Source organism: Marinobacter sp. MBR-105 (assembly GCF_053628895.1).
On record NZ_JBRJHG010000009.1, the window covers coordinates 186,157 to 206,576 of the forward strand.

The window sequence follows — 20,420 nt, forward strand, 5'->3', positions numbered from 1 at the left end:
CGCAAGCGTCGGCTGGCTCGGGCTTCGAGCAGTCGACGTCCTGATCACGCTCAAGTAAATCACAGAAATCTGAAACTGAACTGAATTTCTTGAACGGTTTAAGGCAATTAAGGAGAACATCATGAAAAAAATCATTATCGCTGCCGCAGCTGCCACTTTATTTTCTACCATGGCCACTGCCAATTCAGGATTGGCCGATCGGATTAATGAAGCGCGCACTTACCCAAATAAAACAGTCGAAACGAAAACCGAAATAATGACCTGCATGAAAGAAATGCAATCTCAAAAATCAATGAACGGGTCCAATGTCAATAAGCAGCAAAAAGTATCAGTCAGAAACACACACCACAATCATACTTAAATAAATCCAGCGTGTTAGAGAATAACCAGTAGTCGACTGTCTCTTAGAACGACAGTCGACTATTTATTAAATATTGAAAATACAGAAAGTAATTTACTTCACTTCCACGATGCCTCTTCATTTGGCTCTCAGAGTCAACCACCCAAGAAACATCCATTTGACAATCAGGCCCGTTATCGGTGGCAAGAAAACCCATTGTGCAAGAGGAATTACCCCTGTGCCTGTCCATGTGACTACCGGCATTAACTCGCTATAATTCCATCTTAAACCTGCCGAACCATCCAGGCCTCCAGGTCCGGTTCCCAGGTCCAGTATTCGGTTTCGATACGCATGGTGAAACGGCCGTGGTTGCTGTCCGACCACAGGGTGGCCTCCATCCCCTCAATCAATGATTCCGCCGAGGGCGCACCACCCAGCGCACTGCCCGGAAAAACACTTAGAAAAGCCACCACCCATAAGCATTTCATACGCTGCCTCCTTGAGTTAATCGTCTGATTACCCAGAGAAATCAGAGCCCACTCCTTTCAGACCATGCCTCATAGATCCGCTTGTCCCATTTGCTCTGGAAATAGGCGATAGCGGCTTTTTGATCATCCCTGGAAAGCTCGTCTGCGAAGGCCGGCATTTTCCCACCCATGGGGGCGCCACCTTGATTGATCGTACTCATCAGCGTGTCGAACGAATGGTGCCAGGCATGACCTGTTCCGTTGAGCGGTGGCGGCGGATAGGAGCCATCCCTCAGGGTCTTTTTCCAATTGAAAGCGCCTTGGGCATTGCCGCCATGGCAGCTTGCGCAGTTGTCGTCGAAGACCACTGCGCCGCGCTCGACCTGGGCCTGTGTGTACCAGCGGTCATCCACCGTCTGTTTCCCGCAGCCGCTGATTAGTGCAACCGCAAGAACGCTTACTGAGATAGTTACCACATGCATCATTCTTGTTCCTCGATTTCCTTGCGTCTCAAATTCCTCAATTGCGGAATAAAACGGGGAGTTCTGGCTGCATACGCCCGCCAATCGGAGCCGAACATTTTTTCTGTTTCACGCTCCTCGTGAATGGACAGGCGCGAGTACATCCACACCAGCACCGGGAACATGGCCAGCGTCAGCAGCGTGGGCCATTGCAGCAGAAAACCGAACATGATGAGCACAAAGCCGGAATACTGGGGGTGGCGAACGTGGGCATACAGGCCGGTTGTGGCCAACTGCCCTGCCTTTTGCGCGGCATACAGGGTACGCCAGCCAGCCGCAATCAGATAAAACCCGAGGCCAATAAACACTGTGCTCAAGAGATGAAACGGCCCAAAGTGTGGGGAACCCTTCCAACCAAACAGCATTTCCAGCAAGTGGCCACTGTCGTGAGCCAACCAGTTCACGTCGGGATACTGGCTCTGCAGCCAGCCGGAGAGGAAGTAGAGCGTCAGCGGGAACCCGTACATCTCGGTGAACAGTGCCACCAGAAACGCGCTGAAGGCACCAAACGAACGCCAGTCTCGGCGGGTCTGCGGTTTGAAAAAACTGAAGGCGAAGAATATGAAAATCGCCGAATTCAGCACCACTAGGCTCCAAAGGCCATAATCCGATGCACTATCAGTCATCACACTGCTCTCCACTCTTTCCCGGTTGCTCTGCCTGGTGGTGCTTATGTCCGCCATGTCCTCCATGCCCTCCGTGCATAAAAATATGGATCAGCGGACAAGCAAGCAGTATGAGCCAGGGCAAGGCGCCAAGCAGATGAACCTTGTGTTCTCCCCAGAGTAAAACCAGTGCGATAACGGCAAATATTGCCAAGGTAATTTTAAAGCGTCGATCCATGAGCGGTTCCTTTGCGAAAAAAACAGTGTCAGAACAGAGTACTAATGGGCTTCAAGGGACATCTGATGGCCTATGCCGCTCAGCGCGATCTCATCAACCACATCGAGGGATTCCGGGTCGAGCACCCAAAGCTTGTTCTCTGCCCGACTGGTCACCAGTAGCTGGCCATCGTAGGGAGAGACCGCAAGATGATAGGGCGCAGGAGCCAGCGGCCTGATGTGGCGGGCGCCGCTGGCTAGCTCAATCCGGACCACCTGGTTGCCGCCCTGGCTGGTGGTATAGAGGGTCTGGCCATCTGCGCTCAAGCCAACGCCATGGGGCGCCTCGCCAACCTCGTACCGGTCCGCCACCGCGCCTTTGGCAAGCTCAAGGACAAGAACCTGAGCGGATGCAGCATCATTCACGTAGAGCCGCTGGTTGCCGGGGGCAAGCACCATATGCTCTGGGTTGCCGCCAACCCGCAGGTTGCGCTCGACGAACCAGTGCTCGGTATCCACTTCGCTGACCGTGCCATTACCGGTATTGCTGACCAGAAGGGATTGGCCGTCGTCGGTTTGCACCAGATAGTTGGGGGCCGGCCCCGTCGCCACAGTTTTGACCAACTGACCGGAATCCAGATCCACAACGCTGATACTGCCACTGGCAGGATGCGTGGAAACGGCATAGCGACCGTCGGAAGTCACCAGCACATGGTGCACCGGCCCCGGCACTTCCAGTTTGCGGTCAATCGTCTTTGTGGCCGTGTTCACCAAATAGAGCAGCCCGGTACTCCCTGCCTCCAATTCAGTAGACTCCCCGCCCCCATGATGAGCGGCGTGTTCATCTTCTGAAACGCCTTCGGGGCGACTAACCGGCTCCTGACGATCATGCGCCGACAAACTACCCACCACCAGATACCGGCCATCCGGGGTCAGTGCCGAACCGTGGGTATTCAGTGTGCCGCCAATGGACGACGTCACCTTGCGGTTTTCCAGATCAATAACGCCGACGGCATCCGCTGTGCCCATGGGAACAAATGCCCGGTTCGTGTCTGCGGCCACTATCAGCGAAAAACTCATAGCGACACTGGCCGTAATTCCAGCAATCCACTGCTTGCGAAACGAATGTTTCATAGCGTGGCCTTTTTGGTCAGAGGGTTTCAGTAAGATTTCCTCGCCCGGTAAGCAAGATCCCGAACAGGCATGGTCATTACTTGGCAGTCCATCACACCAAGCTGAAACAGGCCTGAAAACAGTTGCGAAACATGCATCCGTTTGACCAGAATCAAGGTGGAACGATTCACAATGACCATGGACGACCAATGCAAGACGTGCCCCAGGAAAACCAGCGAACAACCAAAACCCACGCCGACCAGCTCAACCGGCAGTGTTACTGCATCACTCTTGACCGAAAAGCGCTCACTGACAGCCTCCGGAAGCAGTTTTCAGGCATTGGGAACGAGCTGCCGACCACTCCTGAACTCCTTCATCTCTTTTCAAACACACCGGTTTTCGTTCCCCAGGCAGACATCGCGACGATGAAACGGATTGTTCAGGCGATCGAATTCGCAGCCGAGCTTCCGCCCTATAAGGAAAGAGCTCTGTCCTGGGCGCCGGACATCGCCGGTTTTGATCCAGGCCCCATCGGGGCCTTCATGGGCTACGACTTTCACCTGGGCGAGAACGGGCCTCAGCTGATCGAAATCAACACCAACGCCGGCGGCGCATTTCTGAACACGGTATTGGCCCGGGCTCAACACCGATGCTGTGACCCGTCCCAGCAGACCGCTGGCACCAACCGTGCACTGGATGGGTTCGAGGACGCGGTGTTTGCCATGTTCCAGCAGGAGTGGCAACGGCAAGGTGGCGACTCGACGCCCGGTTGCCTGGCCATTGTGGACGATGCCCCAGAATCCCAGTTTATGTTCCCGGAATTCCAACTGGCCCAGCAGTTATTCCAGGCCAGAGGTATTGAGACCTTGATCCTCGACCCATCGGAGCTTGAGTATGTTGATGGCGCTCTGAGCGCCCACGGCAAGCCTATCGACATGGTGTACAACCGCTTGGTGGATTTTGCCTTGGAGGCCCCGGCTCTTGGGGCGCTGAGGCGCGCCTACCTCGACGGCGCGGCGGTCGTCACGCCCAATCCACGCGCCCATGCGCTTATGGCCGACAAACGGAACCTGATCCTGCTATCTGATGCCCAAACCCTGCGCGACTGGGGCCTGAGTGAAACCGAGGCAGGATTTCTGGATAGAGCTGTACCGAAGACCCGGCTGGTTTCAGCAAGTGATGAGGCGGAGTTGTGGAGCAACCGGCGTAAACTGTTTTTCAAACCGGTAGCGGGCCATGGCAGCAAGGGCGTCTATCGGGGCGAAAAACTGACCCGCCGCGTTTTCGAAGAGATCCTGAAGGGTGATTACATCGCGCAGAACTTCGTTCCCGCCGGAGAACGCACGCTGAGAGTGGATGGCACGGTCACCACCAGAAAGGTCGATATCCGTTTGTACACCTATGCCGGGCAACATCTGCTTGCCGCTGCCCGTGTGTACCAGGGCCAGGCCACCAACTTTCGAACGCCGGGAGGTGGCTTTGCGCCCGTCTTTGAGGTGTGAAGGTGAGCCTCAATTGGAAACATTCAAAGGGATTAAGCCGTCAGCAAAAGTGCTCGGATCTCATAGATCCTGCATTCGGCCAACCTGACGAGCCAGTCTCATCGACTCATTTTCCTCCATCGCCAAAAGAGATTCGAACAGCTCTTTTGCTTCTGGAATTTCGGCTTTTCCAATCAGCGTTTTGTAGAGATCAATAATCTGATCATGAAAGTCGAACACTTCCCGGCAGATACCATCAAAATCAAGCTTCGCGTAAGGCTCGTCGCAGGTTCGATGAGTTTTGATCGGATTATGGGACAGGTAGTCGTACACCCGAGTTTCCAGTGCCTTCTTATCCCCTTGGTGCTCAAACTCGTTCACGATCCGCTCTATTTCCGATTCATGAGCTGCCAGATAATCCAAAAGCGCACGGGCCCGTTCTTCCTCGTGCTTTGTTGCGCAATGGGACAGACAGCTCGCCAGATGTGAGTGCAGATCGCGCGTCCAGTCGATCAGTTGTCCAAAAGTCTTTATATCCATATCTTTTTTCCTTTTTTCCTTTTTTCTTCTCCATAATATGACTGACATCAAATAGGTATCCCGTCGTCAAATGAGGAGTCCTATTTGCATTTCCAGTGTTCAGTTGGGCTATGCGCTCGCCTGGCTAATTCGCTAATCCATTGCAAACCGCAGGCACTGCAGCAAATCGCCGCCTCTACCGGCTTCAGATCGATTCCACAACCTCAGAGAGCATATCCCTGACCTTCCCGGCAACCTGCTTGAGCTCGTCATTATCGATGGCGCTCATGGAAGCCAATGGATCCTCTGCACTTACCTCAATGCCCTCCGAAACCTCACGAAGAATAACGTTGCAAGGCAGCATGGCACCCACGCGAGGCTCCACACCGATGGCTTCCCAGGCCATGCCAGGATTGCAGGCCCCGAGAATCCGATAGGCCAACATATCCTTGTCCAGCTTTTTCTTCATGGTGGCTTTGACATCAATTTCTGTCAGCACACCGAACCCGTGATCAGTGAGGGCCTGACGCGCTCTTCTGTCCACGTCCTCGAAATCGACATCTTTGATAACTCGATCGATCGTGTATGACATAGCTACCTCCAATGATTCAGAAGTTCATTGCTTTGACCCGAGTTTCACCACCCTCAAACGCAGCGCATTCACGATCACGCTGACCGAGGACAGCGACATGGCGGCCGCTGCAAAAATGGGCGACAGCAGTATCCCGAAAAACGGGTACAAAACCCCTGCCGCTATCGGAACACCGGCGGAGTTGTAAACGAAGGCGAAAAACAGGTTCTGACGGATATTGCGCATGGTCGCCAGAGACAAACGGCGCGCCTCGACAATGCCCATCAGGTCGCCGCGTAGCAGCGTAATGCCGGCGCTTTCGATGGCGACATCGGTCCCGGTGCCCATGGCCACACCGACATCCGCCGTTGCCAGTGCAGGCGCATCGTTTACGCCGTCACCCGCCATCACGACAACACGGCCTTCGTCTTTCAGGCGCTGGACGATCTTGCCCTTATCTTCCGGCAGGACTTCCGCTTCCACTTCGTCGATATGCAGTTTTCGGGCAACTGCTTCAGCTGAAGTGCGGTTATCGCCGGTCAGCATGACCACCCGGATGCCGTCTTTTTGCAGCGCGGAAATAGCGGCTTCGGTGGTTTCCTTGACCGGATCGGCAATCGCCAGCAACCCTGCGACGTTTCCGTCGACAGCAGCAAAAATCACGGTAGCACCATCTTTTCGGAGCTGGTCGGCGTCGCCGTCAAATCGCGTGGTGTCGACATTTTCCGACTCCATGAGAAGGCGGTTACCAAGTAGCACCCGCTTGCCGTCTATTCGACCGGTAACCCCTTTACCATTCGGAGAGTCAAAGTCTTCCGCATCCGGAAGCTTCAGGTCCATGCCCTTGGCTTTATCGAGTATGGCGTGAGCCAGTGGGTGCTCACTGCCTTTCTCCAGGCCACCTGCATAACGCATGAGACTACTGTCATCGAACCCGTTGGCCGCGACAAGCCGGGTGACTTGCGGCTTGCCCTCTGTCAGCGTGCCGGTTTTATCCACCACCACCGTGTCCACTTTCTCCATGCGCTCCAGTGCTTCTGCATCACGGATCAGCACACCACTCTGTGCGCCGCGCCCGACGCCGACCATAATGGACATAGGCGTTGCCAGACCTAGGGCGCAGGGGCACGCAATAATCAGCACGCTCACAGCAGCAATCAGACCGAATGCCATCGGGGGCGTCGGCCCAAGGAAGGACCAGGCAATGAAGGCGATAATGGCGATCACGATTACGGCTGGCACAAAGTATCCTGCCACCTTGTCTGCCAGCCCCTGGATGGGTGCACGGCTGCGTTGAGCGCTGGCCACCATCTGCACAATCTGGGACAGCATGGTGTCCCGACCGACCTTGTCGGCCCGCATGATAAAGCTGCCCTGCTGGTTGATACTGCCACCGATCACCTGATCGCCAGACTTTTTGCTGACTGCCAAAGGCTCGCCGGTCACCATGGACTCATCCACGTTGGAGCTGCCTTCGAGCACCTCGCCGTCCAGCGGCACCTTGTCGCCTGGGCGCACCCGTAGGCGGTCGCCGACCTTCACCTGATCCAGCGACACATCGGACTCACCGCCATCATCATCCAGTTTTCTGGCCGTTGCCGGCGCCAGATCCAACAGCGCCTTTATGGCACCGGAGGTTTTTTCCCGGGCTCGCAATTCCAGCACCTGGCCGAGCAATACCAACACCACAATGACCGCTGCCGCTTCGAAGTACACCGCCACCGATCCATCTTCCTGCCGGAAAGCGCCCGGGAATACCTGTGGAACAAGTGTGGCTACCAGGCTGTAGATCAGCGCTACGCCGGTGCCAATGGCAATCAGCGTGAACATGTTCAAATTTCGGCTAACCACGGATTTCCAGCCCCGGACGAAGAAGGGCCAGCCGCACCAAAGCACCACGGGCGTTGCCAGCACCAACTGAATCCAGTTGGACATCTGAGGAGCAACAATATGGTCAAGCCCGGTCAGGTGCCCACCCATTTCCAGCACCAGGACCGGCAATGTCAGAACCAGGCCAACCCAGAACCGGCGGGTCATGTCCTTGAGTTCTGCCGAAGGACCGTCGTTCAGACTCACCTGTTCGGGCTCCAGAGCCATCCCGCAAATGGGGCAGTCCCCCGGCCCTTGCTGGCGAATTTCCGGGTGCATGGGGCAGGTATACATGGTGCCCGGTGCTACTGGCTCTTGCGGCATCTTTTCCTCACCGAGGTATTGCTCTGGGTCCTCGTCGAATTTGGACTGGCAACGCGACGAGCAGAAGTACCAGGTTTTACCGCCATGCTGGCTGCGGTGTTCCGCGGTATGCGGATCCACTGCCATGCCGCAAACCGGATCCTTGGCGGTGTGCTCACCAGGTTCGTTATCGGTGTGGTGATCGTCGTCATAGGCGTGATGGTGCTCAGTCATTGCGATCTCCTGTTTTGTCGGCGGGCCAGTCTGCAAATGCAATAAAATACAGTAGAACCAGATTGACGATGGGGATCAATATCAGCACACCCATCCACCCCGGATACCCGGTGCGCTGGCAAATACGCCAAGCCGGAATGACCACCACAATGGCAATCACCAGCATCCACAGCCAGTGGCCTGCCCACATGGTATTCCCGAACATGTTATCTCCCATCATGGCAATAGCCTCTCTTCCTGATTCAGATTAATGATGATGCGCATGACTCTCTTCCTGTTTCGCTTGCGCCGATTCCGGTGATCTTTTAAGGAAAATCTGCTCGGATACTGCAATCACGATCATGGTCACGACTGCCACGCTGATGACGAACGGGTCCGTATTAAGCTTTACCCAGACGAAGCCGCCCAGCGCCAAAAGATCCAACAAGATGGCTGTTGCTGGCACCCAGGTGTTGGCCTTAATGTCTTTGCGTAGATAACGGAGCACACCCCAGTGAATGGCAATGTCCATAATCAGATAAAACACGATACCCAACGCAGCAATGCGTGACAGGTCAAAGAAGGCGGTCAGAATCAGACCCAGGACAACGGTATACACCAGTGTGTGTTTCTGAATGCTGCCGGGCATCCCGAAATGCCGATGAGGAACCAGTTTCATCTCCGTCAGCATGGCCAACATGCGGGACACAGCAAATACACTGGCCAGAATTCCTCCCGCCGTGGCCATCATGGCAATCGCAACAGTAAACCAGACGCCGTATTCGCCGAGAGCGGGGCGTGCAGCAGCGGCGAGAGAGTAATCCTGCGTTTCGATAATTTCAGCCAGAGATAGATTGCTGGCGACCGCAAATCCCACCAGCGTGTAGATCACCACACAGGCGGCAATGGAGATAACGATGGCACGGCCGACATTTCGCTTCGGGTCGATGACTTCCGAACCACTGTTGGTAATGGTCGTAAAGCCTTTGAACGCTAGAATGCCTAATGCAGTTGCGCCCAGGAAGTTGCCCAGCGCTCCAGCTTCACCAGTCTCCGAAAAATCAACCGAGATTGAGTCGGCAATCCAGACCCCGACCAGACCGAAAATCAGTATGCCGCCGATTTTCAGGATCCCGATAAAGGAAGCCACCCCTTGAATCATCCGATTGCCCAGCAGGTTGATCAGAAAGGCCGCCAGAATGAGCGCCACGCCGAGAATGGGCACCATGCGGCCACTGTCATCCCCGCCAAAAAGTTGCATGGTGTAAGAGCCAAAGGTCCGGGCCAGGAAGCTCTGAGCGATGACCATGGAAAAATACATCAACAGGGCGTTGAAAGCCGTTGGCAGCCGGTTTCCGTAGGCCTTGTGCAGGTACATGCCGATACCGCCGGCGGAAGGGTAGGTATTGGAGATCTTGATGTAGGAATAGGCGCTGAAGCTCACAATCACCGCTGCAGCGAGAAAGGCCAGCGGGAATAGCACACCGGTCATCTGGGCCATCTGCCCGGTCAGAGCAAAAATACCGGCGCCAATCATGACGCCGGTACCCAGCATCACCGTCCCTGGCAGAGTGAGACTACCTTCCTGGTAGCGAGTGCTTCGATCTTCCTCCCTGCTCATTCAATCTCCTCTTATTTTTTCATGGGTGGAATCTTGGAACAGCAGAACGGCTCATGCTTGGCATTTGCCCGGACGTTGTCGTCGGTAAACCGGTACCAGGCCAGTTTGCGCCGGGTCCACCATCCGGTTTTCAATCGGCCACCGTAAGCCTTGATCAGTTCCAGTAATTCATCGACGGACCAGTGGGTTCCATCGTACGTCACCTGCAATGTGCCATTTGGCTTACGCTCGGCGAAATCAACGCATGGGTGGTGATTCAGATCGTGGATGAGCCCCTCCCACTGATCCTCTCCAAGCCCCTCGACGGTCATTTTTCGGCGCAACAAAAACTGCTCCTGGTTGGTTGCTTTGTGTGCTTTGGTCATGGGGTGACACCTCTCTTCCTGATGACTTCTCCCTGTATCAAAACACTTCAACCTGAACTGCGACTGAAAATGGACACATGCTTTCGGTGGATTTGAGTTACATCAAATCATAGACGAAAAAGGCCATCAGTTTCCCAATGGCCCTTCAACATCAACGTCAGAATGCAATTCGAGCGCCGATCACGGCAAACCAGTCTTCTGTGCTTCCGCCGCCGGTTTCAGCGAAATCCGCGGTATCACCGTATTTTTGTTCATGCACCACACCGACATAGGGCGAAAAGGCGCGATCAACCAAGTCATAACGCAGACGCAGCCCTGCTTCGGTGGACACCAGACCTTTGCCAACACCAATTTCACGATCCTCACTGAAGGCCACCGTTGCGTCCAGTGTCGCCGCGAGGATCCAATAATTGGTGAGCAATAATTCATACTCTGCGTCCAGCTCAGCGGACGTCTCACCTTCATCGCTCACATACAGGTTGGCATCAACCTCAAACCATTGGGGTGCAAGCCCAGCGACACCCAGTACGGCGTAAGTTCGATCCGGTCCTTCAGGGGTGTCAAAGCGAACACCCGCTTTGGCATCGAAGAATTTAGAGATGGGGATCTGGCCGACCAACTGATTTTCCAGTGTTTCGTAGGCCTGTTCTTCTATCTCGTATTCACCGGTTGTGAGCAGCCGGACTTTAAAATCGTCGGTGCCATAAAAGGCATCCGCATTCCAGACGCCCAGTTCCTCATCATCGTCGCTGTAGCGGTATTCAAACTCCTCGAACTGAACCCCCCAGGTTGTGAGCGGCTGTTTACGAGCGGTAGTGTCAGAAATCATTTCCTGAGCTGTCACCGCCGTTGAGAAGCCAACAGAGGCAATAAGACTGACTGCGACAAGTGATCGAATACAGCTCATACCTCACCTCCATCTTCAGCAATCGCGTCTGTTTTCGCCTGGGTTGAATCCGGGCCACCTTCGACAATCACCTTACGGAACATTCCGGCCGCCGCGTGGTAGGAAAGGTGGCAATGGAACGCCCACTGCCCCGGGGCATCGACTTCGGTTTCCATGTACACAGTGGTGCCCGGATTCACGCTCACAGTGTGCTTGATGGGATTCCACTGGCCGGCGCCGACGTCCAAAATCGACCACATGCCGTGCAGGTGCATTGGATGCGTCATCATGGTTTCGTTAACAAACTTGAAGCGGACCCGCTCACCGTATTTCAGACGAATCGGATCGGCGTCTTCATACTTGACGCCATTAATGCTCCAGGTGTAACGCTCCATATTGCCGGTCAGGCGAAGCTCGATTTCCCGGGTCGGTTCGCGGTCTTCATACAACGGATCCTGAGCCTTCAGGTCGGCGTAAGACAGAAATTTACCGCCATTAGCAGCTTTGGGCATGAGGCCACTGCCCTTGGCATAGAAAGGATCGCTTTTATCTTCTTTTCCCATCGTCATGGAACCATGGTCCATACCTTCCATATTGGAATGATCCATGCTGTCCATGTTGGAGTGGTCCATTCCCTCCATTGAGGAGTGATCCATCCCGGACATATCTTCTGAGCTGCCCATATCCATGCCTCCATGATCCATCCCCGCCATGCTGCCATGGTCCATACCGGGCATGCCGCCCATATCAGCCATTGTCAGGCGGGCAGGTTCACGCAGTTGCGGCACGGCCGCTTCCATACCCTTTTCAGGGGCCAGTGTTGCCCTGGCGTATCCGGAACGTCCCATGGATTCGGCGAAGATGGTGTACGCCTGCTCATCCTTCGGACGTACGATCACGTCGTAGGTTTCCGCTACACCAATCCGGAATTCATCGACACTAACGGGCTGAACGTTGTTGCCATCGGCCTGAACGACGGTCATATCCAGACCAGGAATCCGGATATCAAAGTAGGTCATGGCCGAAGAGTTGATGAATCGCAGCCGGATGCGTTCGCCCGGCTCAAAAAGCCCAGTCCAGTTCTGGTCCGGCCCCTTACCGTTGATCAGACCCGTAAAGCCTTGCAGGTCCTCAACGTCCGCTTTCATCATGCGCATGTCGCCCCAGGCCATCCGGTCTCGGACCGTATTCATCAGGCCATTCTTTGACGCGTCCGAGAAAAACTCGCCCACGGTTTGCTGCTCGCGGTTGTAATAGTCCGGCATCATTTTCAGGTTGCGCATGATGCGGTCACCGGAATGGGGGTGTTTATCAGTCAGCTGTACCACGAATTCACGATCGTAGCGGAACGGCTCACGGCCCTCGGGCTCAATGACAATGGCACCATAGGCCCCGTCTGGCTCCTGAAAACCAGAGTGGCTATGAAACCAGTAGGTGCCTGCTTGCTGGATAGGGAATTCATAGGTGAACGTTTCACCCGGCTTGATGCCAGGGAAACTGATACCTGGCACACCGTCCTGATTGAAAGGCAGGATCAGACCGTGCCAGTGAATGGACGTCATCTCATCCAGGTTGTTGGTCACATTGATCTTGACGGTTTCACCTTCCTTGAAGCGCATCACCGGTCCCGGAGATGCACCGTTATAGCCAATACCTTCTTTCACGAAATCGCCGGTATCAATTTTTACCCGGTCGACCGTAAGGTCGTACTCACCGGCCAGAACCATGGCTGGCATCAGCAGGCTCAAAAGCCCTGTCAAAAAGCGTGGTTTCATCTGTGTTGCTCCGAACTACACGTCATTGAAGCCGGGCCGAGAAACGTGTCTCAGCCCCGCGCTCGCGGACCTCAGTTAAGCGAGTTACTCGAAATTGACCTCACCGTACATCCCGGCCTGATAGTGGCCCGGCACGTTGCAGGCAAATTCGATATTGCCTTTATCAGAGAACTTCCATACCACTTCTTTACTTTGGCCCGGTTCCAGCAACACGCTGTTCGGGTCGTCATGCTTCATGGAATGGCCATTCCCCATATCCATATTCATCATGTCGTGGTTCAGCTTGCCGCCCTGGATGACGCCATGCTCAACCATCATCATCATTTCCTCTTGATGAGCTTCGTGCATGTCGGGAGTGCCAACACTGAACTCATGGACGAGGTTTCCCTTGTTCTCCACCACGAAGCGAACGGTTTCACCCGGCTTTACACTGATTTCTTCGGGTTCGTAGTAGTTGTCGTACATCTCGACAGTTACGGTTCGGCTGGCCTCCGACGCTTTGCCAGGTTCACCGCTTGTAGCGCCGTGCCCGTGGCCACCATCATGGGCGCCAGCCGCAAACGCTGTTGCCGACATTGAAAGCGCCATACCCGCTACGAATAGTTTTGATGCATTCATCGTTTTATCCTCTGTAAAATATTGCTCGAAAAACACTGCCGGATTGAGCCCCAATCTTGAGCAATGTCCAGAATCGGTTGTTACCTTCTCTCACTAACCTGAATTCTTTCTGAAAAACTCGAACTATTTTCCGTTCAGGCTGAATTCAGGTTAATCAGTCACACTTTCGACCGCGGACCATACATAGAAGGAAAAACTCATGCGTTTACTGCTCGTCGAAGATGACCGCTTGCTTGCTGAGGGCCTGGTCAGGCAGTTGGGAAAAGCAGGTTTCAGCGTTGATACAACTCCCAGTGCCCGAGAAGCCGTCGTTCTGGGTGAGCAAGAGGATTACCGTGCTGTTGTTCTGGACCTGGGTCTACCTGATGGCAACGGGCTGGACGTATTGAGAAAGTGGCGAACGAATCACGTCAGCTGTCCGGTCTTGATTCTGACCGCGAGAGGCGATTGGCAGGATAAGGTTAACGGCTTAAAAGCCGGGGCAGACGATTACCTGGCAAAACCTTTTCAGACAGAAGAGCTAATCGCACGCCTCAACGCACTCGTGCGTCGAAGTGAAGGAAGGGTCCATGCTCAGGTTAAAGCCGGCCGCTTTGAACTGGACGAAAACCGCCAGAGTCTCAAGATGGACGACGGCGTGGAACATACACTTACCGGCACCGAATTCCGGCTGCTACGTTGTTTGATGAGCCGCCCTGGCCACGTCTTTTCCAAAGAACAACTAATGGAACAGCTTTACAACTTGAATGATAGCCCGAGCGAAAACGTCATTGAGGCGTATATTCGGAGGTTAAGGAAGCTAGTGGGCAGCGAAACCATCTCAACACGACGCGGCCAGGGGTACATTTTTAATGCGATTCCTTAAAAAGCCTGCGTCCGTAAAAGGAACCTTGCTTGCGCTGTTACTGCCCGCCGGAATTGGTCTAATGGGGGTGGCGTGGTTGGTCCATGGCTTGCTGCTCGACCGAATGTCTCGGGAATTCGTTGAAAGCCGACTGAAAGATGAAGTCGTTTTCCTTGAGCACCAGATTCGCGACGCGAATGGTGAAGTTGACACTCTCCAGACGGGCGATTATTTCCAGGATGTTTTTCATCATGCCTTTGCCATACATACACCCGAACAGACCATCATTTCACCCGATACTTGGGAGCCCTTGTTAACGCCTCTGATTGAAAACGAAGAAGACGGAACCGTTCGCGTAGAAGATGCCGAAACCACTGATACTCGCTTAGACATCCTCGCCTACCGAAAGTCTTTTCAGGTCGGTGAAACACCCATCGTCGTAATCGTTTCTGAAGATCTGGGTGCGCTGAAACGCAGCCAAGCTGCACTTCATACCTGGACCGCCGTAGTATCAGTTCTGTTGATTATGCTCTTGGTCGCCGTGCTCTGGTTCGGAATCACGATGTCCATGCGACCGGTTGTCACACTCAAAGCCGCATTAAAAAGACTCCAGGACGGAGAGATCTCCCGAATCAACGTTCAGTCGCCAGAGGAGTTCCACCCGCTGGTTCTTCAACTAAATCAGTTGCTGGACTCCTTAGATCAGCGACTGGAGCGCTCCAGGGACGCTCTCGCAAACCTGTCTCATAGCGTCAAAACCCCCATCGCAGCCGTCCGGCAGATACTGGAAGACGACACACGTCCTCTCGACACCAATCTAAGGCGCCAGATGGTGGAGCGACTAAGCGATATCGACAGGCAATTAGAAGCTGAAATGCGTCGAAGCCGTTTTGCAGGGCCCCAGATTGGAAAAAGCGCCTACCCCATAAAACAGGCACGGGATCTTTTGTGGATGCTCGGTCGTTTATATCCGGAAAAGTCGTTTGAACTATCGAGTTCTCTGCCTGAAGACAGCCGATGGCCGATAGAAGAACATGATCTAAATGAAGTATTGGGCAACTTACTCGACAATGCTGGCAAATGGTCTTCGAGATGCGTAGAGCTCTCTGTGGAACAAGGCAGCGGCTTCAAGCGAATAGTTGTTGCTGATGATGGCCCAGGGGTTAATCACAAGGATTTAGCCAGTTTGGGCCAAAGGGGTCTGCGGCTAGATGAGCAAACACCTGGGCACGGTCTCGGCCTTGCTATCGTTCGAGATATAGTGACTCGCTATGAAGGTAAAATCAGCTTTTCGACTAAGTCCTGTAGCGGTTTACGCGTTTCTATCGAATTATTAAGATAAAATCGAATGTTCGCTTTTGTTTAGCGACGGGAGGAGCCTGATCGCAACCCGAGAGTGATCATCAACTGGAGCTGGCAGCGCCTGCGGCATCCAAAGGAACCAAGGACACAAGTTACGCAACTAGATCTCAATGCTCTCAGCTATCTCCAGAGCATCCTCGACCTCGACACCAAGGTAGCGCACGGTGCTCGACATATTTGTGTGTCCCAACAGCAACTGGACAGCTCGAAGATTCTTGGTCTTCTTGTAGATCAATGTCGCTTTGCTGCGTCTCATTGAATGGGTTGCGTAGACTGTAGGATCAAGTCCAATGCTGGTAATCCATTTTTTGACAAGACGGGCGTATTGATGAGTCGTGATATGGTCAAACTTTCGTATCCGGCTCGGCCACAAATGATCCATACCTGAGAGTCCGCGCAACTCGATCCATGCTTCGACCGATTCGCGCGTCTTTTTGGTTATCTCAAACTGAACAGGCTGACTGGTCTTCTGCTGGATGACTTGCGCCCGATCCAGAACCTCACCGTTTCTGGAAATATCTCGAACCAATAGCTTTACCAGATCGCAGGATCGGAGTTTGCAGTCAATTGCCATGTTGAACATCGCCAGCTCGCGGATGTTCTTTGCTATCTCTAACCGAATGCGGATAGCCCATATTTGTTCGAGTTTGAGCGGTAGCTTCTGGCCGACGAGCTTCCCTTTGTTCCAGGGAGCTTTGCTAATAGGAAACGTCATGACGTGGCCCTCCTTGGAGGGTAAGGGCCTTTAAGTATGGTTCAGAAAATTGTTCCCTGCTGGCCAGCCTGGTCGCAAAGCGAGCATTCAGATTTGGGCATAACGATGTTCTGAGTCAGGCCGCTGGTTCGCCATCGTCAGTCACCAGCTCGGGCGCGCATTTCCCAATACTCAGCGCGCTCGGTGTCCTTCTGCACGCCTTTTCCCGTGCGGTAAGCGCTTTCAACCTGTTCCATGGCAATCCTGTCGCCGATTTCAGCTGCCCGCAGATACCAACGAAAGGCATTGCTGTAACTCTGTTCTACTCCCTTACCCTCCGAGTACATGTTAGCTACGTTAAGCATGCCCTGAGGATTCCCGTCCTCGGCGAGTGTAAGATAGCGCTCGAACGCAAGGTCATACTGACCCATTTTATAAACGGCATAGGCTTCCAGCGTTCTGATCATTTCCCGAGCAACGCGAATCTGGTCATCCGACGCCTGGGCTGTAGTTGCATTGGGTGCCATAAAGACTAACGCCGCGAGTACCGTTGCTTTGAGATCGTGCCTGTATGATTGCATGACAACTTATGTTTCCGGTGTTGTGACTGTGAACTGACGGGCTGCTTCCGTGTTGCCGAAGTGTTTGTAGCGAATGATAGTGCAACACGCTTTGCCCTCCGGATATATTCGACGATGAACGTGTTTAAATGGGTCTTTGGGAGGATGGGTCCTACCCCGTTTTTCGGGCATACCTAAAGAGAGTTTTTCAATGAAAAGCAATGGCCCGGAACATGCAGAGCACTGAAAGTCCCGAATATCCGCTTTTGTTTAGGTGCCGCGTGGAATGCGGGACGGTCGCAAAGCGAACATTCGAAGTGGTGCCCAGAGCGCCATCTTCCAGCCGTAAAAGGCCAGGGATTTCGTTGAGACCGAAACCCAGCTACTGCGCCGTTTTCACAAACTTCAGCCTATCAAACTCGCCAGTTACTACGCGTCTGTTAAGTAAAAGTATTTGAAGGCTTCTCGATCACTCTACCTTTAGATTTTGCTGGTATTGCAGCATTTGCTCCATCATCAGCTGCATTTGATCCATGCGCTCCTGCATCATCTGAATTTGTTGCTCGTTAGACAGACTACCACCATTCTTTGATTTACCGCCGCCGTTCATCATGTGCTGACCTCCCATCATGCCGTTTTGTCCACGCATCATGCCGGGGCCCATCATACCGTGATGCATAAAACCCATTTGCTCTTGCATCGCCTCCCTGTGTTCTCGCATCAATCGTTGCCGTTCTTGCGGTGAAGCTTCATCAGGAATGCGTTGCATCAGCTGGTTCATGTGAGACCAGTTCTGGTGCATCTGTTGCATTTGCTCCTGATCCATCATCATGCCAGGACCATGCCCTTGCCATGAGCCTTGATCACCATGCGCTAGCACGAATGCAGGAAAAACCAACAACGCAGCGGTTGCTGTAAGTCCTTTAAATGAAATCATAAAGTTTACCCTCGAAATAAAATTAGACGTCCACACCATCGCACTTATCATTGTAGATCTTTATCCAGACAAACGCCGATTTTGACGACTACTAGTGTAGATTAGTTATTGACCCTGTAGTGGCTACAGGGTTTTAAATTGCATCATTTGTACGAAAACCGGAGCCGAGAAAATGAGCAAACCCTGCAATGGGCAGTGTGGTAGTGAAGACTCTGTCGTAGATGACAAGTTTCAGGGACGCGCCACCGCCGAAACAGGTAGCCAGCTAAGCACCTACAAAATACCAAAAATGGATTGTCCCTCGGAAGAGCGAATGATTCGAATGGCACTGACTGGCGTTGAAAACATTCAGTCGCTGTCATTCGATTTATCGGGTCGTACATTGGAAATTATCCACCATGGAGAAACCGGTCCTATTACCAGCAAACTGGAAAACCTGGGCCTGGGTGCTTCCTTGCAGCGGACAGAAGACGCCAGCGCTGAATCCGTCAGAGCGGCTGAATCTTCTAAGGCCAACGAAAGCGGAGAATCCGGCACTTTATGGATACTGCTGGCAATCAACGCTCTGATGTTTCTGGTCGAGATGACGATGGGCCTGATCGCCCAGTCTGCTGGCCTGATTGCAGACTCGCTAGACATGCTTGCCGATGCCGCCGTCTACGGTCTCGCACTTTACGCCGTTGGACACGGAATCAAAATGCAGGTCAGAGCGGCGCATGTGGCTGGCATCCTCCAGCTTATCCTTGCCGCTGGGGTATTGGTTGAAGTTGGCAGGCGCTTTCTGTTTGGGAGTGATCCCCAGTCGTTAATGATGATGGCCGTCGCATCTGTTGCTCTCATCGCGAATATCAGTTGCCTTCTTCTGATCGCAAAACACCGTGAGGGCGGTGCTCACATGAAAGCCAGCTGGATATTTTCAGCAAACGACGTGGTCATCAACCTGGGTGTAATACTTGCGGGGCTGCTCGTTGCCTGGACCGGTACCAACTACCCAGATCTGATTATTGGGGGAATTGTTGGTGCCATCGTATTGATGGGTGCCAAACGCATACTGGCACTGAAAGGCTGAACCATTCGGAGTCAAATGGTCGATTATTGGCCCGTCGTTGGCATTTCAGGGGGAGTAAACATCGATGCACAGTGAATTGAAGGCGTCCGATCTTACGGAGCTTGAGGCGACACGCAGGGCGGAAGGCGCAGGCGATTTCCAGACAGCCTTCACCCATCTGGAACGTGCCCATATCCTCAGCCAGAGGTATGCTCTGGCGCACGCTGCAACCCACTTACGGATGCTCAGACTGGGTTGGCGAACAAGAGACGTTCGTGAAGTGCTGGGGCAGTCTATTCGAACCATTGCCGCCCTGGTCTTTTCCCGAATTTAGGTTCCGTTGGGAAACACTGGTGCAAACATCAGCGCATTTGCACCCATGCCGGTGCCCGAGGATTTGGCAGTGGTGCTTTCGGAGGCGGAGGGAAGGCGTGACTAGAATGTTCGCTTTTGTTTAGGTGCTGGTCGCAAAGCGAACATTCTGGGGTCAGTTCACGAAACGGAAAAAATTGTACGCTAAGCCTTTGGCATCAATGATATCGACACCATTTTTTCCACAATTCATAAAGTTGCGCAGTAATTAGTCGACGACTGGCCCTTGCTAAATAATTTTCATTTCAGCATGAGTTGTGCTTTAAAAATTCAATTCTGCAACTACACTCATTGGGCGAACAGAGCGAGAAATCCGCCGTTAATTCCAATAGCGGGTACGCGAATGAATATCAGCTCTTAGGGGAATATTATGTTAAATTGTCTATTCACCGCTGAAGAACTAACCCCCCAATAACCCCTGCGCAAAATGCCCAGTAGCAAACGCCAGCCCCGCTGCGGCCGTACCCATGATCAAAGTCCGGAGTCCTGATCGCATTGCTGGTAAGCCATAGACGATACTTTTAAGCATTCCGATACCCAAGAAGACGACGCCTGCCAAACCAAGACTCGTCAGGAACTGAATCTGACTCTCCATACCCGGGATGGCATAAGGCAGTAAAGGTAAAGCACCAACCGACAAAAATGCGGCGAAGGTAGTCAACGCGGCTCGGCGTGGGCTGAGTCCGGCACCCGAGAGTCCGTACTCTTCTCGCAACATGGTTGCTACCCACACATCGGGATTACGACTGATAGCCTCCACTACTTGCTCCAGCAATTCGCCGTCGAATCCCTTCGCCTGAAACAGCTGGCGAATTTCCTCACGTTCACCTTCTGGCACAGCACGGATATGTTCACGTTCTGTGCGTTCAGCAAATTTGATCTGATTCAACTGCGCCTGGCCCGCTTCGTAATTACTTACCGCCATGCTGAAGCCGTCTGCAATCAGGTTTGCAAAGCCGAGTACCAACGCAACCTGTGGCGAGAAACCTGCGCCGAACGCACCCGATACAACCGCAAACGTTGTAACGCAGCCATCGATGCCGCCAAGCACAGCATCTGGTAGCGTCGAGGCCTTAACGGGACCAGCAAGCCGTGCACGAACGGCATTAGGCTGGTGCTC

Annotated in this window: 23 protein-coding genes and 1 pseudogene; 6 read left to right on the top strand and 18 right to left on the bottom strand. The window is 53.5% G+C overall.

Translation table 11 applies throughout. The annotated features are described in order from the left end of the window. The first annotated feature begins 121 nt into the window (after positions 1-121). Positions 122-361, top strand: a complete 240-nt coding sequence (locus ACSSVV_RS12425; protein ID WP_181800107.1) for a hypothetical protein — start codon at positions 122-124, stop codon at positions 359-361. A 263-nt stretch (positions 362-624) separates the two neighbouring features. On the opposite strand, the gene ACSSVV_RS12430 is transcribed toward ACSSVV_RS12425, so the two are convergent. Genes ACSSVV_RS12430 through ACSSVV_RS12450 form a run of 5 tightly spaced genes read right to left on the bottom strand, consistent with a single transcriptional unit; the run spans position 625 to position 3,283 of the window. Next, entirely contained in the window at positions 625-828 is a 204-nt protein-coding gene (locus tag ACSSVV_RS12430; protein ID WP_022990665.1) for a hypothetical protein, read from the bottom strand. 41 nt (positions 829-869) lie between these two features. Continuing rightward, entirely contained in the window at positions 870-1,292 is a 423-nt protein-coding gene (locus ACSSVV_RS12435; RefSeq protein WP_228225039.1) for a c-type cytochrome, read from the bottom strand. Next, a complete protein-coding gene (locus tag ACSSVV_RS12440; RefSeq protein WP_113880702.1) occupies positions 1,289-1,954 on the bottom strand; it encodes an isoprenylcysteine carboxylmethyltransferase family protein in 666 nt (221 codons plus the stop codon). The genes ACSSVV_RS12435 and ACSSVV_RS12440 overlap by 4 nt, the downstream gene beginning before the upstream one ends. Next, positions 1,947-2,171: a DUF2933 domain-containing protein gene (locus tag ACSSVV_RS12445; RefSeq protein ID WP_113880701.1), complete on the bottom strand. Its 225-nt coding sequence runs from the start codon at positions 2,169-2,171 to the stop codon at positions 1,947-1,949. Before ACSSVV_RS12445 ends, ACSSVV_RS12440 begins: the two co-directional genes overlap by 8 nt. 41 nt (positions 2,172-2,212) lie before the next feature. Continuing rightward, positions 2,213-3,283 carry a YncE family protein gene (locus tag ACSSVV_RS12450; protein ID WP_113880700.1) on the bottom strand — a complete coding sequence of 357 codons (1,071 nt, stop codon included), beginning with the start codon at positions 3,281-3,283 and terminating at the stop codon, positions 2,213-2,215. Positions 3,284-3,471: 188 nt separating this feature from the next. Here ACSSVV_RS12450 and ACSSVV_RS12455 point away from each other — a divergent pair, with 188 nt between their 5' ends. Beyond that, positions 3,472-4,764, top strand: coding sequence for an ATP-grasp domain-containing protein (locus ACSSVV_RS12455; protein ID WP_022990671.1), 1,293 nt, complete (start codon positions 3,472-3,474; stop codon positions 4,762-4,764). Positions 4,765-4,824: 60 nt separating this feature from the next. On the opposite strand, the gene ACSSVV_RS12460 is transcribed toward ACSSVV_RS12455, so the two are convergent. The 9 genes from ACSSVV_RS12460 to ACSSVV_RS12500 all read right to left on the bottom strand — a co-directional run bounded on the left by ACSSVV_RS12460 (position 4,825) and on the right by ACSSVV_RS12500 (position 13,483). Then, entirely contained in the window at positions 4,825-5,283 is a 459-nt protein-coding gene (locus ACSSVV_RS12460) for a hypothetical protein (protein WP_022990672.1), read from the bottom strand. Between the two features lie 184 nt (positions 5,284-5,467). Further along, on the bottom strand, positions 5,468-5,854 hold the full coding sequence (locus tag ACSSVV_RS12465; RefSeq protein WP_058340744.1) for a DUF302 domain-containing protein: 387 nt from the start codon (positions 5,852-5,854) through the stop codon (positions 5,468-5,470). A gap of 24 nt (positions 5,855-5,878) precedes the next feature. Beyond that, positions 5,879-8,239 (bottom strand): heavy metal translocating P-type ATPase, encoded by a 2,361-nt coding sequence (locus tag ACSSVV_RS12470; RefSeq protein WP_228225040.1) that lies wholly within the window; start codon positions 8,237-8,239, stop codon positions 5,879-5,881. Then, positions 8,232-8,459 (bottom strand): DUF805 domain-containing protein, encoded by a 228-nt coding sequence (locus ACSSVV_RS12475; RefSeq protein ID WP_113880698.1) that lies wholly within the window; start codon positions 8,457-8,459, stop codon positions 8,232-8,234. Before ACSSVV_RS12475 ends, ACSSVV_RS12470 begins: the two co-directional genes overlap by 8 nt. Positions 8,460-8,486: 27 nt before the next feature. Beyond that, positions 8,487-9,839 carry an APC family permease gene (locus ACSSVV_RS12480; RefSeq protein WP_113880697.1) on the bottom strand — a complete coding sequence of 451 codons (1,353 nt, stop codon included), beginning with the start codon at positions 9,837-9,839 and terminating at the stop codon, positions 8,487-8,489. 11 nt (positions 9,840-9,850) lie between these two features. Then, on the bottom strand, positions 9,851-10,204 hold the full coding sequence (locus tag ACSSVV_RS12485) for a hypothetical protein (RefSeq protein WP_048496392.1): 354 nt from the start codon (positions 10,202-10,204) through the stop codon (positions 9,851-9,853). Between the two features lie 157 nt (positions 10,205-10,361). Next, positions 10,362-11,111, bottom strand: a complete 750-nt coding sequence (locus ACSSVV_RS12490) for a copper resistance protein B (RefSeq protein ID WP_106761012.1) — start codon at positions 11,109-11,111, stop codon at positions 10,362-10,364. Further along, positions 11,108-12,865: a copper resistance system multicopper oxidase gene (locus ACSSVV_RS12495; protein WP_113880696.1), complete on the bottom strand. Its 1,758-nt coding sequence runs from the start codon at positions 12,863-12,865 to the stop codon at positions 11,108-11,110. The genes ACSSVV_RS12490 and ACSSVV_RS12495 overlap by 4 nt, the downstream gene beginning before the upstream one ends. Positions 12,866-12,949: 84 nt before the next feature. After that, entirely contained in the window at positions 12,950-13,483 is a 534-nt protein-coding gene (locus ACSSVV_RS12500; RefSeq protein ID WP_106761014.1) for a cupredoxin domain-containing protein, read from the bottom strand. A gap of 199 nt (positions 13,484-13,682) precedes the next feature. On the opposite strand from ACSSVV_RS12500, the gene ACSSVV_RS12505 reads away from it, so the two are divergent. Further along, entirely contained in the window at positions 13,683-14,348 is a 666-nt protein-coding gene (locus ACSSVV_RS12505; protein WP_022990681.1) for a response regulator transcription factor, read from the top strand. Further along, positions 14,335-15,669 (top strand): ATP-binding protein, encoded by a 1,335-nt coding sequence (locus ACSSVV_RS12510; RefSeq protein WP_113880695.1) that lies wholly within the window; start codon positions 14,335-14,337, stop codon positions 15,667-15,669. Before ACSSVV_RS12505 ends, ACSSVV_RS12510 begins: the two co-directional genes overlap by 14 nt. Positions 15,670-15,789: 120 nt before the next feature. On the opposite strand, the gene ACSSVV_RS12515 is transcribed toward ACSSVV_RS12510, so the two are convergent. The 3 genes from ACSSVV_RS12515 to ACSSVV_RS12525 all read right to left on the bottom strand — a co-directional run bounded on the left by ACSSVV_RS12515 (position 15,790) and on the right by ACSSVV_RS12525 (position 17,880). Next, complete coding sequence (locus ACSSVV_RS12515; RefSeq protein ID WP_114435582.1) at positions 15,790-16,404, bottom strand: tyrosine-type recombinase/integrase; 615 nt, start codon at positions 16,402-16,404, stop codon at positions 15,790-15,792. Positions 16,405-16,541: 137 nt separating this feature from the next. Further along, positions 16,542-16,964 carry a tetratricopeptide repeat protein gene (locus tag ACSSVV_RS12520; RefSeq protein ID WP_113880745.1) on the bottom strand — a complete coding sequence of 141 codons (423 nt, stop codon included), beginning with the start codon at positions 16,962-16,964 and terminating at the stop codon, positions 16,542-16,544. A gap of 448 nt (positions 16,965-17,412) precedes the next feature. Next, entirely contained in the window at positions 17,413-17,880 is a 468-nt protein-coding gene (locus ACSSVV_RS12525) for a hypothetical protein (protein WP_041343552.1), read from the bottom strand. A gap of 172 nt (positions 17,881-18,052) precedes the next feature. On the opposite strand from ACSSVV_RS12525, the gene ACSSVV_RS12530 reads away from it, so the two are divergent. Next, a complete protein-coding gene (locus ACSSVV_RS12530) occupies positions 18,053-18,949 on the top strand; it encodes a cation transporter (protein WP_011784792.1) in 897 nt (298 codons plus the stop codon). A 64-nt stretch (positions 18,950-19,013) separates the two neighbouring features. Then, positions 19,014-19,367 (top strand): annotated as a pseudogene (locus ACSSVV_RS12535) (DUF3703 domain-containing protein). Between the two features lie 333 nt (positions 19,368-19,700). On the opposite strand, the gene ACSSVV_RS12540 reads toward ACSSVV_RS12535, so the two are convergent. Next, positions 19,701-20,420: VIT1/CCC1 transporter family protein (locus tag ACSSVV_RS12540; protein WP_454106331.1), on the bottom strand; the 720-nt coding region annotated here is incomplete at its 5' end.